The 11,404-nt window shown below is 73.2% G+C and carries 13 protein-coding genes; 8 read left to right on the top strand and 5 right to left on the bottom strand.

The window, feature by feature from the left end; genetic code table 11:
* Nucleotides 1-155 precede the first annotated feature (155 nt).
* Both G5C51_RS18595 and G5C51_RS18600 read left to right on the top strand, forming a co-directional pair.
* Nucleotides 156-1,019, top strand: coding sequence for a DeoR/GlpR family DNA-binding transcription regulator (locus tag G5C51_RS18595; protein WP_165238782.1), 864 nt, complete (start codon nt 156-158; stop codon nt 1,017-1,019).
* Nucleotides 1,019-1,495, top strand: a complete 477-nt coding sequence (locus tag G5C51_RS18600; RefSeq protein ID WP_165238764.1) for an SRPBCC family protein — start codon at nt 1,019-1,021, stop codon at nt 1,493-1,495. The genes G5C51_RS18595 and G5C51_RS18600 overlap by 1 nt, the downstream gene beginning before the upstream one ends.
* On the opposite strand, the gene G5C51_RS18605 is transcribed toward G5C51_RS18600, so the two are convergent.
* The gene (locus G5C51_RS18605) at nt 1,473-2,609 is read right to left on the bottom strand and encodes a PLP-dependent cysteine synthase family protein (protein WP_338118201.1); all 1,137 of its coding nucleotides are present in this window, start codon (nt 2,607-2,609) and stop codon (nt 1,473-1,475) included. The genes G5C51_RS18600 and G5C51_RS18605 overlap by 23 nt on opposite strands.
* 299 nt (nt 2,610-2,908) lie before the next feature.
* Between G5C51_RS18605 and G5C51_RS18610 the strand changes: the two genes are divergently transcribed.
* Together G5C51_RS18610 and G5C51_RS18615 are read left to right on the top strand one after the other, a co-directional pair.
* Nucleotides 2,909-3,244, top strand: coding sequence for a hypothetical protein (locus tag G5C51_RS18610; RefSeq protein ID WP_165238766.1), 336 nt, complete (start codon nt 2,909-2,911; stop codon nt 3,242-3,244).
* Between the two features lie 37 nt (nt 3,245-3,281).
* On the top strand, nt 3,282-3,800 hold the full coding sequence (locus tag G5C51_RS18615; protein WP_338118202.1) for an ATP-binding protein: 519 nt from the start codon (nt 3,282-3,284) through the stop codon (nt 3,798-3,800).
* A 6-nt stretch (nt 3,801-3,806) separates the two neighbouring features.
* On the opposite strand, the gene G5C51_RS18620 is transcribed toward G5C51_RS18615, so the two are convergent.
* Genes G5C51_RS18620 through G5C51_RS18630 form a run of 3 tightly spaced genes read right to left on the bottom strand, consistent with a single transcriptional unit; the run spans nt 3,807 to nt 7,422 of the window.
* The gene (locus G5C51_RS18620; RefSeq protein WP_165238768.1) at nt 3,807-6,362 is read right to left on the bottom strand and encodes an ABC transporter permease; all 2,556 of its coding nucleotides are present in this window, start codon (nt 6,360-6,362) and stop codon (nt 3,807-3,809) included.
* Nucleotides 6,359-7,126, bottom strand: coding sequence for an ABC transporter ATP-binding protein (locus G5C51_RS18625; RefSeq protein WP_206314023.1), 768 nt, complete (start codon nt 7,124-7,126; stop codon nt 6,359-6,361). The genes G5C51_RS18620 and G5C51_RS18625 overlap by 4 nt, the downstream gene beginning before the upstream one ends.
* Nucleotides 7,123-7,422, bottom strand: coding sequence for an SHOCT domain-containing protein (locus G5C51_RS18630; RefSeq protein ID WP_165238770.1), 300 nt, complete (start codon nt 7,420-7,422; stop codon nt 7,123-7,125). Before G5C51_RS18630 ends, G5C51_RS18625 begins: the two co-directional genes overlap by 4 nt.
* Nucleotides 7,423-7,575: 153 nt before the next feature.
* Between G5C51_RS18630 and G5C51_RS18635 the strand changes: the two genes are divergently transcribed.
* From G5C51_RS18635 to G5C51_RS18650, 4 genes are all read left to right on the top strand, one after another.
* Complete coding sequence (locus tag G5C51_RS18635) at nt 7,576-8,151, top strand: TetR/AcrR family transcriptional regulator (RefSeq protein ID WP_206314024.1); 576 nt, start codon at nt 7,576-7,578, stop codon at nt 8,149-8,151.
* A 14-nt stretch (nt 8,152-8,165) separates the two neighbouring features.
* Nucleotides 8,166-8,759, top strand: coding sequence for a DUF4865 family protein (locus G5C51_RS18640; protein ID WP_165238774.1), 594 nt, complete (start codon nt 8,166-8,168; stop codon nt 8,757-8,759).
* A gap of 48 nt (nt 8,760-8,807) precedes the next feature.
* Complete coding sequence (locus G5C51_RS18645; protein ID WP_338118203.1) at nt 8,808-9,674, top strand: DUF2797 domain-containing protein; 867 nt, start codon at nt 8,808-8,810, stop codon at nt 9,672-9,674.
* A gap of 172 nt (nt 9,675-9,846) precedes the next feature.
* Nucleotides 9,847-10,782, top strand: coding sequence for a GNAT family N-acetyltransferase (locus tag G5C51_RS18650; RefSeq protein WP_165238778.1), 936 nt, complete (start codon nt 9,847-9,849; stop codon nt 10,780-10,782).
* 12 nt (nt 10,783-10,794) lie between these two features.
* On the opposite strand, the gene G5C51_RS18655 is transcribed toward G5C51_RS18650, so the two are convergent.
* A partial coding sequence (locus G5C51_RS18655; RefSeq protein WP_240929749.1) for an amidase family protein occupies nt 10,795-11,404 on the bottom strand: 610 nt, incomplete at its 5' end.

The following is an 11,404-nucleotide window of genomic DNA, read 5'->3' on the forward strand; positions in this document are numbered from 1 at the left end:
CCCCGGTATTCACCTGTCGTGGTCAGGACACCAGGATTCCGGTTACGCCTGGCGTGCGCAGCACAGCGCGCAGAAGGAGAGTCGAAATCGTGACGTCGCACGCACGGCCCCGGCACACCCGGCCGGGTGTCGTACGGGCATGGGAAGATGAGGCGATGGGCGACAACCAGAACCTCCTGGCCGAGCAGCGCCGCGCCCTGATCCTCGATGAGGTCAGGCGGCGCGGTGGCGTGCGGGTCAATGAGCTCACCCGGAAGCTGCATGTCTCCGACATGACGGTGCGCCGGGATCTGGACGCGCTCGCCCGCCAGGGTGTGATCGAGAAGGTGCACGGCGGCGCGGTGCCGGTGGTCGAGGCGTCCACGCACGAGCCGGGGTTCGAGGCCAAGTCGAGCATCGAGACCAGCGCGAAGGAGCAGATCGCGCTCGCCGCCGCCGCGCTGGCCCAGCCCGGCAGCGCGATCGCGCTCTCCGGCGGCACCACCACGTTCGCGCTCGCCCGGCAGCTCACCGACATCCCCGGCCTGACGGTGGTGACGAACTCGGTGCGCGTCGCCGATGTCTTCCATGCCGCGCAGGCGGGCACCTCCCCGCTCGCCCAGCCGGGCGGCACCGGTGCCACCGTGGTGCTCACCGGCGGCGTGCGCACGCCCTCCGACTCCCTGGTGGGCCCGGTGGCCGACCAGGCCATCCGCAGCCTGCACTTCGACGTGCTCTTCATCGGCGTGCACGGCATATCCGTGCAGGCCGGGCTGTCCACGCCGAATCTCGCCGAGGCCGAGACGAACCGCTGCTTCGTGCAGGCCGCGCGCCGGGTCGTGGTGGTCGCGGACCACACCAAGTGGGGGACGGTGGGGCTGAGTTCATTCGCCTCGCTGGACGAGGTGGACGCGCTGGTGACGGACTCCGGGCTGAGCGCCGGGGCGCGCGCGGAGATCGCCGAGCAGCTGCCGGAGCTGGTGGTCGCCGGCGAGCAGAACGGCTCGTATCCCGACGGCGCGCGGGGGGCGGGGAGCTGATGGCGCGGCTGCTGCGCCCGGTGCCGCTCGGCTTCGCCGACGAGGCGCCGGTGCGGATGGTGTTCACCCGGCACCTGACCGCGCCGCCGCACGCGGTGTACGAGGCGCTCGCCGAGGACACGCCGGGCTGGTCCCGGTGGTTCGCCGCGGTCAGCCGGGCCCAGTCGTTCGAGGGCGGCCGCCGGGTCCGGCTCAAGGGCGGCATCCGCTTTACGGAGACGGTGCTGGCCGCGAAGCCCGACGAGCGCTATGCCTACCGCGTCGAGCAGACCAACGCCCCCGGGCTCACCGCCCTGCTGGAGGACTGGCGGCTCTCCCCCACCCCCGGCGGCACCCGCGTCGACTGGGTGTGGGCGGCGGACGGCCCGGCGCCGGTGCGCGCCCTGATCGGCCTGGCCCGCCCCGGCCTCAACCGCGCCTTCGGTCAGGCCATGCGGGCGCTGGACGAGCGGCTCAGCAAGGCCAGCGGCCAGTAGCCAGGAAGCTGTCGATGGCCGTCGCGTACGGGCCGATGTCCAGGCCCTGTTCGGCGAGCCAGGCGTCCGAGTAGTACTTGTCGAGGTAGCGGTCGCCCGGGTCGCAGAAGAGGGTGACCACGCTGCCGGTCCTGCCCTGCTCCAGCATCTCCGCGATGATCTTGAAGGCCGACCACAGCCCGGTCCCCGTGGAGCCGCCCGCCTTGCGGCCGATGGCGGTGTCCAGGGCCCGTACCGCCGCGACGCTCGCCGCGTCCGGGACCTTCATCATCCGGTCGATCGAGGAGGCGACGAAGCTCGGCTCCATCCGCGGCCGGCCGATCCCCTCGATGCGGGAGCCGGTCTCGCAGTGCGTCTCCGCGTCGCCGGTCACCCAGCCGTCGAAGAAGCAGGAATTCTCCGGGTCGGCTACGCATACGCGGGTGTCGTACTGCATGTAGTGGATGTAACGGGCGATCGTCGCCGAGGTGCCGCCGGTGCCCGCCGTCGCCACCACCCAGGCCGGCTCCGGGTAGCGCTCCAGGCGCAGCTGGCTGAAGACGGACTCGGCGATGTTGTTGTTCCCGCGCCAGTCCGTGGCCCGCTCCGCGTAGGTGAACTGGTCCATGTAGTGGCCGCCGGTCTCCTCGGCCAGGCGGGCCGAGACCTCGTACATCGTCCGCGGGTCGTCCACCAGATGGCACTGCCCGCCGTGCCACTCGATGAGCCGGGTCTTCTCCTTGCTCGTCGTGGCCGGCATCACCGCGATGAAGGGCACCCCGATCAGCCGGGCGAAGTACGCCTCGGACACCGCGGTCGAGCCGCTGGAGGCCTCGATCACCGGGCGGCCCGGCCGGATCCAGCCGTTGCACAGCCCGTAGAGGAACAGCGAGCGTGCCAGGCGGTGCTTCAGGCTGCCGGTGGGGTGGGTGGATTCGTCCTTGAGGTACAGGTCGATGCCCCAGTGCTCCGGGAGGGGGAAGAGCAGCAGGTGCGTGTCGGCGGAGCGGTTGTTGTCGGCCTGAACCTTGCGCACGGCTTCCTTGAGCCAGGCCCGGTACGCCGGGTCGCTGCGGTCCACGTCAATGGTCTGCGCGGGTCCGCTTGCCGCCTGTGGGTCCAGTACGCCGCTCACCACGCCGCTCCTTCTGCCGTGCCTGTTCCGCCCGGGTCCGGGCTCAGGGCCTGTTTTGAGTCTCCCGCCTGCGCCCCGACATCCGGCACGCACGCTCGCCGCACGGCGCAAACGGACCGGTGGCTCCGCCACAGGACCATTTGCACCGCACGCCGATCGCACGCACCGGACGCCGCTGCGCCGCGCTTCGCGCAACGACGGGAGACTCAAAACAGGCCCTGACGATCATAAGGCGGCTCTGGTGTGGCGGCCCGGGCACGGGCAGACTCGATGGGTGGGGTGCTGAGGAGGGGTGCACGGTGGGTGACACGGAATTCACCGCGCGTGGCGTGCGGATCGGGCGCTGGCTGCGCTCGCTGACCCGCGCGGGACAGGTGCGGATCAAGGACGGCAGGCTGCAGCTGCTCACCAGCCAGGGCCGGGAGATCGACAGCGCGCCGGTGCAGCACGTGCACACCGGCCGGCCGCTGTTCGGGCGCGGAGGCCGCGCCCTCGCCACGTTGAACGGCCATCGCTACACGCTCACGCTGGGGCCCGCGGACACGCGTTCCGGGCCGAGCGGGCCGCCGGACGAGAACCGCTTCCTCGAGGCGGTCCACACGGCACGCGCCCGCGCCCGCGGGCAGCGCGTCTGAAGCCGCACAGCTCACCGACCCTCCCAGGGGGCCCGCCGTGACCAGGTGGCCGCACCGGCACTGCACCGTGGAGCTGGAAGCAGCTCCCGCCCGCATCGGCCAGGCGCGCAGAATCGTCTCGGCACAGTTGCGCTACTGGCATCTCGACCCACTCGTGGAGACCGCCGCGCTCGCGCTCACCGAGCTGCTCACCAACGTGCACCGGCACGCCGAGCCGGACAAGCACTGCACGGTGGAGCTGGAGCTGCGGCCCGGCGAGCTGCTGGTCTCCGTACGCGACGCCGACCCGCGGCTGCCCGAGCTGCGGCCGCCGGAGCCGCTGTCCGGGTGCGGGCGCGGGCTGCCACTGGTGGCGGCCGTGTCGGAGCACTGGGGCTGCCGGCGGCAGGAGGGCGGCGAGGGCAAGTGGGTGTGGTTCTCGCTCGCGGCTCCCCCGGCCCCGCCGGCCCCGCCACCCGCGAGGCCGCCGCTGCGCGCGTACGGGAACGGCGGCGGCGAACGCGGCGACGCCCGCCCGCCCCGGTTGTGGGGGCAGACGGGCGCCGCGGGGGCCTGAGGCCCGCTACTCCGTCGCGATCGCGCGCAGCACATCGAGCCGGGCCGCCCGCCGTGCGGGCCGCCAGCCCGCCAGCGCCCCGGCCAGCAGGCCGACCAGCGCCACGACGGTCAGCTGCACGGGCGGTACGGAGAAGGCACCCGTGCCCGCGCTGTCGGAGGCCTTCACCAGCGCCCAGCCGAGGAACGCGCCGAGCCCGAGCCCGCCGGCCGTGCCGAAGGCGGCCACCAGCAGCGACTCCCACCGCACCATCGCCCGCAGCTGGGCGCGGGTCTGGCCGACGGCGCGCAGCAGGCCGAGCTCGCGGGTGCGCTCATGCACGGCGAGGGTGAGGGTGTTGGCGATGCCGAGCAGGGCGATGAGGATCGCCAGGGCGAGCAGCGCGTAGACCAGGGTCAGCATGATGTCCATGCCGGCCGCGGCGCTGTCCGCGTACTCGTCGCGGGTCTGGACCTCGGGGTTGCCGTAGTCCTTGGCGACGCCCTCGACGGCGGCCTTGCCGTCCGCCTCGCTCACGCCGTCCTTGAAGCCGACGGCGACGACGGTGTCGGAGTCCTGCAGCTGATGCGGCTGCCAGGCGGCCCGGGTGACGACGTAGTCGCCCGCGATGCCGTCCTCGGCGTACACCGCGCGCACGGTGAACCGCTCCTTCGTCCCGTCCGTGAACGTGAACTCGGCGGTGGAGCCCGGCCGGTAACCGCGCTTGTCCGCCTCGCCCTCGGAGACCGCGACCCCTGTGGTGCCGAGCCCGTCGAGCGAGCCCTCCACCGTGCCGAGGTCGAGGACGTCCGGCATCCGGGCCGGGTCGGTGACGGTGAGCTCGCGCCCGCTGCCGTCGATCCGGGCCACGCCCTTGCCGAGGCCGAGCGCGCTGTCCACCTCGGGCAGTTCGGCGACCGCGGGGGCGAGCTTCGGGCTCAGGCCGTTGGGGCCGGCGCCGAAACCGGAGGCCTGGATGGCCACATCGCCGGCGAAGGACCGCGACACGGTCTGGTTCATGGTCGTCTGCAGCGACGACGCGAAGACCGTGAACAGCGAGACCACGGCGACGCCGATCATCAGCGCGGTGGCGGTGGCGGCGGTGCGCTTGGGGCTGCGCAGCGCGTTCTGCTTCGCCAGCCGGCCGGTGACGCGGCGCAGCGGGGCGCCGAGGGTCCGTATCGCATACGCAGCGGCCACCGGGCCCATGACCACGAAGGCCGCGAGGGTGGCGACGGCGCCGGTCGAGGTCAGCATCACGGACGGCCCGGAGGCGGCCCCGTAGACGGTCAGCGCGACGCCCGCCAGGGCGAGGACCGTACCGACGATCATGCGGGTACGGGACGCCCCCGCCGACTCCACCGCGGTCTCCCGCAGCGCGGCCAGCGGCGCGGTGCGCCCGGCGCGTACGGCGGGATGCAGCGCGGAGGCGACGCACACGACGAGGCCCACGACGAACGGCAGCACCAGCGACAGCCACTTGATCACCAAGTCGCCCTCGGGGAACGGGAATCCGACCGCCGGGAACAGCGCCCCGAGACCGGCCGCGATCCCGATGCCGCCCACGACCCCGGCCGCGGAGGCGACCACGGCGACGGCCACGGCCTCGACCATGGTCTGCCCGACGACCTGGCGCCGGGTGGCGCCGAGGGCGCGCAGCAGGGCGTTCTCGCGGGTGCGCTGGGCGACGACGATGGCGAAGGTGTTGTGGATCGAGAAGGTCGCCACCAGCAGCGCGATGCCGGCGAAGACCAGCAGCATCATCGTGAACATGGACAGGAACTGGCCGGAGATCTGCTCCTGGCTCTCCTCGGTGATCTCCTGGCCGGTGACGGCCTCAACACCCTTGGGCAGGACCGGCTTCAGCGCGTCGACGAGCTCCTGCTGGCTGACGCCCGGACCGGCGCGCACCTGGATGGAGGCGGCCTCGTCCGCCTTGGGCACGAGGTACTTGGACGCGTCGGCGCGGGTCAGCCCGGTGAAGGTGGTCTGCCCCATGCCGTCCTCGCCGCCGAACTCCGAGATCCCGACGATCTTGATCTTGAGCGGGTCCGGGGTCCGTACGACCGTGCTGTCGCCGATCTTCAGGTCGCCGGTCTTGGCGGCGCCGCGGTTGATGACCGCCTCGCCGTGGCTCTTCGGCGCCCGGCCCTCGGCGAGTTGATACGCGTTGAGCTGCGGGTCGGCGATCCAGTTACCGGCGAGGGTGGGCGGGCCCTGGCCGCCGATGGGCTTGCCGTCGCTGCCGAGCAGCAGGCCGCGGCCCTGGATGTCCGGCTGGGCGGCGGCCACGCCGTCGATCCCGGCGACCTTCTCGGCGAGCGCGGCGGACACCGGCTCCCGGGTGCCGAAGGACTCCCCGGGCGTGGTGATCGCGTCCGCGCTGCGGACGACGGCGTCGGTGCCGCTCGTCGCCCGGCCGAACATGGTGTCGAAGGCGCTTCGCAGGGTGTCCCCCATGACCAGCGTGCCGGCCAGGAAGGACACGCCCAGCAGCACCGCGAAGAAGGTGCCGGCGAACCGCCGCTTGTGCGCGCGGAGCGAGCTGGCGCTGATGCGCAGCGAAGCGCTGGTCGCACTCATGGCTTTCGCGCCTCCTGTACGTCGAGTGACTTCATGCGGTCCAGAACGGAATCGGCGGTGGGGTTCTGCATCCGGTCGACGAGCCGCCCGTCGGCGAGGAAGATCACCTCGTCGGCGTGCGCGGCCGCCACGGGGTCGTGGGTGACCATGACGACGGTCCGGCCCATCTCCCGTACGGTCCGGCCCAGCAGGTTCAGCACCTCCTCGCCCGAGCGCGAGTCGAGGTTGCCGGTCGGCTCGTCCGCGAAAACCACGTCCGGCTGGCCGGCGAACGCCCGCGCCACGGCGACGCGTTGCTGCTGCCCGCCGGAGAGCTCGCTCGGCCGGTGGTGCAGCCGGTCGCGCAGCCCGACGACGTCGATGAGCGTCTCGAGCCACTCCGGGTCCGGGCGGGCGCCGGCGAGGTCCATGGGGAGGGTGATGTTCTCCGCGACGGTCAGCGTCGGGAGGAGGTTGAAGGCCTGGAAGACGAAGCCGATGCGGTCGCGGCGGAGCAGCGTGAGCCGCCGGTCGTCGAGCCCGCTCAGCTCCGTGTCGCCGATGTAGGCGCCTCCCGAGGTGAGGGAGTCGAGGCCTGCGGCGCAGTGCATCAGGGTGGACTTGCCGGACCCGGACGGGCCCATGATCGCGGTGAAGCGAGCGGCCGGGAAGTCGACGCTCACGCCATCAAGGGCCCGTACCTCGGTGTCATCGACGCCGTAGACCTTCACGGCGTCGATGACCCGGGCCGCCGCGGCAGTCAGCACCGGGGCGGAGATGTTCATGCGGCACCACCCTTGCCCGCGGAGCTGCCGAACTCGTCGTTCAGCACCGAGAGCCGGCGCCAGTACTCGTCCTCGTCGATCTCGCCGGAGGCGAAGCGCCGGCCGAGCATCGAGACGGGCGAGTTCTCGCTGTAGCGCTCGCGCTGCTGCCACGGGGCGCCGCGGCCGCGGCCGCGCCACACGGTGCGCCGCATGAGGAAGAAGAAGCCGGCGATCACGGCCGCCCACATCAGCGGGAAGAGCAGGATCCACGGGCCGGGGCCACCGTCGGGGCCGGGGTGTGCAAGGAAGTCCATCTCGTTCAGCTCCTCGGTAGGAACGGCTTCGTTGTCGCTTTCGAGACTCGTCCTCCGGGCGCCGGAAAGCGTCGTACGGCCAGCGGCAGCTGCCCTGCTCCCCCGGGAGTACGGGGGCAGGTCCGGGGTCCTCCCGGCTCTGTACCTATTGGTATGTACAGTGAGGTCATGAGCACCCGGGAACGCCTCCTCGAGGCCACGCAGGAGCTGCTCTGGGAGCGCGGTTACGTGGGGATGAGCCCGAAGGCCATCCAGCGGGAAGCCGGCGCGGGCCAGGGCAGCATGTACCACCACTTCGCGGGCAAGCACGACCTGGCGCTCGCCGCGATCCGCCGCACGGCGGAGCGGATGCGGGCGGCGGCCGACGCCGACCTGTCGGGGCCCGGCACGGCGGCGGACCGGATCGGGGCGTATCTGCGGCGCGAGCGCGAGGTGCTGCGCGGCTGCCCGGTCGGGCGGCTCACGCAGGACCCGGATGTCATCGCCGATCCCGAACTGCGCCGCCCGGTGGACGAGCTCTTCGACTGGCTGCGGACGCGGCTGTCGGAGGTCGTGGCCGAGGGCGTACGGGCCGGCGAACTCGACGCCGCCCTCGACCCCGAAGACACCGCGGCCGCCATCGCGGCGGCGGTGCAGGGCGGTTACGTCCTGGCGCGGGCGGCGCAGTCGGCGGAGCCGTTCGAGCACGCGGTGCGCGGGGCGCTCGGCCTGATCCGTACCAAGAGCTGAGAGGACGTGTCGACATGCATGCGATGCAGTACGAGATAACGCTGCCCGCCGACTACAACATGGGGATCATCCGGGAGCGGGTGGCCACCAAGGGGCGGCTGCTGGACGGCTTTCCGGGGCTGGGGTTCAAGGCGTATCTGATGCGGGAGCGGGGTGTCGCGGGATCGCCGGTGAACGCGTACGCGCCGTTCTACGTGTGGAACACCGCGGAGGGCATGAACTCCTTCCTGTGGGGCGACGGCTTCCGCGGCATCATCCGCGACTTCGGGCGGCCGGTGGTGCAGCACTGGACGGGGCTGGGGTTCGCGCCCGGTCCTGCGTACGGGAGGGCGCCGCGGGCGGCCGCGATCTCGCGCCGGACGCTGGGCGGGAGCGAGGATCCGGCGACGGCGATCGGGGCGGCGCTGGGCGAATCGGCGACGGTGCCGGGGCTCCATTCCGCCACCGTCGCGATCGACCCGCGCCACTGGGAGCTGGTGCGCTGCACGCTGTGGGATGGCGCGGCGCCTGAGGACGCGGGCGACCGCTACGAGGTGCTGTATCTGTGCACACCGGAGATCGATGCGCCGGCGTCGGCGGTTCCGGCCGTTGTCAGTGCCGCCGTTTAGCGTGTGGACATGCGGTGGCGTTGTGCGGGGGTTCGGTGGCGGAAGGGGGTGCCGGGATGGCGCTGGTTCCATCCGGAACACGGCGACCGCGCCGGAGGCGAATTGCGGCTGGGGGCGGCAGTGTCCCTGGCGGTGCCGGACGGTGTCGTGCGCGAGTGTGTCGGCGTCGTACGGGCCGGGCGGCGGCTGCCGTGTCCCGACGCGGCCGCGACGCCCGCCGCGGCCGTGCGGGACCAGTGCGAGCGGTGCGCGGCGCTGGACCGGTCGCAGTCCGTCGCCGCGGACACCGTGCCGGACGACCCGCGGACGTATGCCGTGTATCTGGCCTGGTTCGGGACCGGCCTGGTGAAGGTGGGGATCACCGCGCAGGAGCGGGGTCCGGCGCGGCTGCTGGAGCAGGCGGCGGTGTGCTTCACGTTCCTGGGGCACGGGCCGCTGATGTCCGCGCGCCGCACCGAGGCGGTGCTGGGGGCCGCGCTCGGCATCCCGGAGCGGGTGCGGTCGCCGCGCAAACGGGCGGCGCGGGCCGCGCTGCCCCCGTCGGAGGAGCGGGCGGCGGAGCTCCGCGGGCGATACGAGGCGGCGCTGGCGGTGCCGGGCTGGCAGGAGACCCTGACCCCGGCTCCGTACGAACTCGTGGACCACGCCGCCCACTTCGGCCTGGAGCCGCGGGCGCCGCGGCCGACGGCGCGGGTCACGGGGCTGGCGGCGGGCGCGGCGCTGACCGGGACGGTGCTGGCGGTCGCGGGCTCGGACGTATACCTGGCGACGGGGGCGGGTGAGCTGCTGCTCGACGCGCATCTGGTCGCGGGCTGGCCGCTGTGCCGGCCGGAGGGTGACGGTCTCGCGCCGCCGCCGACGGAGCCGATGGCAGCGGCCGGCCAGGAGGGTGTCACGCCGGAGGCGCTGTTCTGACGTGGGGTCCGGCGCCGCTGCTTGCAGATGCTCTCCGCCTCGGACTCGACGAGCAGCACCACGCCGGTGCGCACAACGCTAGCGCGGACAAATCCAGTTGACAGCGGCTCCCGGTGCGCGTTCCGTACCGTCCAGTTGTCTGCTCGTTGCCCCGAGATTGGACGTACCGTTCATGGCCATACGCCCCGCCCGTCCCGACGAGCTGCCCGCTCTCGTCGAGCGTCCCGGCCGGCCCGAGCGCAATGCCGGGACCGCCGCCTACCTCGCCGATCTCCTGGCCAAGAAGTGCACCCGCCCGGAGTGGTGTCTGGTCGCGGAGGGTGCGGACGGCGGGCTGGACGCGGCCGTGGCGCTGTGGACCCTTCCGGGCAAGGACGTCCCGATGGCCTTCGTGCTGCTCGAAGCCCCGTGGGACGAGCCGGGCCTGGCCACGGGCCGGGCGCTGCTGGACGAGGCCGCCGCGCTGGCCGCTTCGCTCGGGACCGAGGAGCTGGAGCACGTCGTCGACTCCCCGGCCCAGCCGCCGCAGTTCCAGGAACGGCCCGACCGCCGCGTCGAGCTGCTGCTCGCCTCGGGCTTCACGTCCGTCCGCGAAGGCCGCCGCTTCCGTCTCCGCGACGACGCCGAACTCCCCGCCGTGGACGAGCGGCTGACCTGGCGCGCGCTGCCGGAGCTGGGCCGCGAGCCATTCCTCGACCTCCTCGCCGCGACGCTCCCCACCAGCGCCGACGCCCGCATGGCCGCCGATGTCGCCGAGCATGGCGCCCGCGGAGCGGCCGAGATCTTCCTTACGGACATGGAGGGGCTGTCGTACGAACCCGACTGGTGGGAGCTCGGCTACGCCCCCGACGGCACCCCCGCCGCCGCCAGCCTCCCGGCCCGTAACCCCACGACCGCCGTGATCGGCCTCGTCGGCGTGCACCCTGTCCATCGCGGCAAGGGCTACGCCACCGCGGTGGTGGCCCGCGGCACCCGCCTCCTCCAAGCGGCCGGCGCCGACGAGATCCGCGGCGACTGCGACGCGGCCAACATCCCGATGTTCAGGGCATTTGAACGAGCCGGTTACGAGAACTTCGCCGACCGCCAGGAGTTCGCCCGCCGGTTGTGAACAGGAACGGCCTCACGCCCCCGCCAGCACCTTCTCCAGCTCGCTCCCCCACCCCAGCAGCGCCTCGTCCGCGTCCCGCCGGGCGACGATCTGCAGCCCGAGCGGCAGCCCGTTCGCCGCGTGCCCGGCGGGCACCGTCAGCGCCGGCACCCCGGCGTTGCTCCACGGCAGACACATGATCGCGCTGCCCGTCGTCGCGAACCCGCGCGGCGCGGGCCCGGGAGCCGGCGGCGCCACCCACGCGTCAATGCCGCTCTCATCCATCGCCGCCGCCAGCCGCTCCCGGGTCCGCACCCGGTCCGCCAGCGCCGCCTCGTAGTCCGCCCGCGACACCGCCCGCCCCTCGGCGATGGCCTGCACCGTCTCCGGCCGATACCGGTCGGCGTGCCGCGCGAACCAGTCGGCGTGCGCCTGCGCCAGCTCGTAGCGGTTGGCGTGGTGCACCTGCACCAGAATTGCGTCGAAGTCGGCCATCACCGGCACCCGCCGCACGTCGTAACCGGCCGCCCGCAGCAGCTCCAGCTGCCCCTCGTAAGCCGCCAGCCCCTCCGCGTCCGCCCGCTCCAGATACGGCCCTTCCGGGACCCCCAGCACCGGCCGCCGCCCATCGGCCGCCTCCGTC

Origin of the sequence: Streptomyces coryli, assembly GCF_011044975.1 — a bacterium.
Classification (GTDB): domain Bacteria; phylum Actinomycetota; class Actinomycetes; order Streptomycetales; family Streptomycetaceae; genus Streptomyces; species Streptomyces coryli.

Excerpts from the sequence above, each read along its gene's own strand:
- G5C51_RS18595 (WP_165238782.1), top strand. The coding sequence starts at position 156 with ATGGGCGACAACCAGAACCTCCTGGCCGAGCAGCGCCGCGCCCTGATC.
- G5C51_RS18600 (WP_165238764.1), top strand. The coding sequence starts at position 1,019 with ATGGCGCGGCTGCTGCGCCCGGTGCCGCTCGGCTTCGCCGACGAGGCG.
- G5C51_RS18620 (WP_165238768.1), bottom strand. The coding sequence starts at position 6,362 with ATGAGTGCGACCAGCGCTTCGCTGCGCATCAGCGCCAGCTCGCTCCGC.
- G5C51_RS18625 (WP_206314023.1), bottom strand. The coding sequence starts at position 7,126 with ATGAACATCTCCGCCCCGGTGCTGACTGCCGCGGCGGCCCGGGTCATC.
- G5C51_RS18630 (WP_165238770.1), bottom strand. The coding sequence starts at position 7,422 with ATGGACTTCCTTGCACACCCCGGCCCCGACGGTGGCCCCGGCCCGTGG.
- G5C51_RS18635 (WP_206314024.1), top strand. The coding sequence starts at position 7,576 with ATGTACAGTGAGGTCATGAGCACCCGGGAACGCCTCCTCGAGGCCACG.
- G5C51_RS18640 (WP_165238774.1), top strand. The coding sequence starts at position 8,166 with ATGCATGCGATGCAGTACGAGATAACGCTGCCCGCCGACTACAACATG.
- G5C51_RS18650 (WP_165238778.1), top strand. The coding sequence starts at position 9,847 with ATGGCCATACGCCCCGCCCGTCCCGACGAGCTGCCCGCTCTCGTCGAG.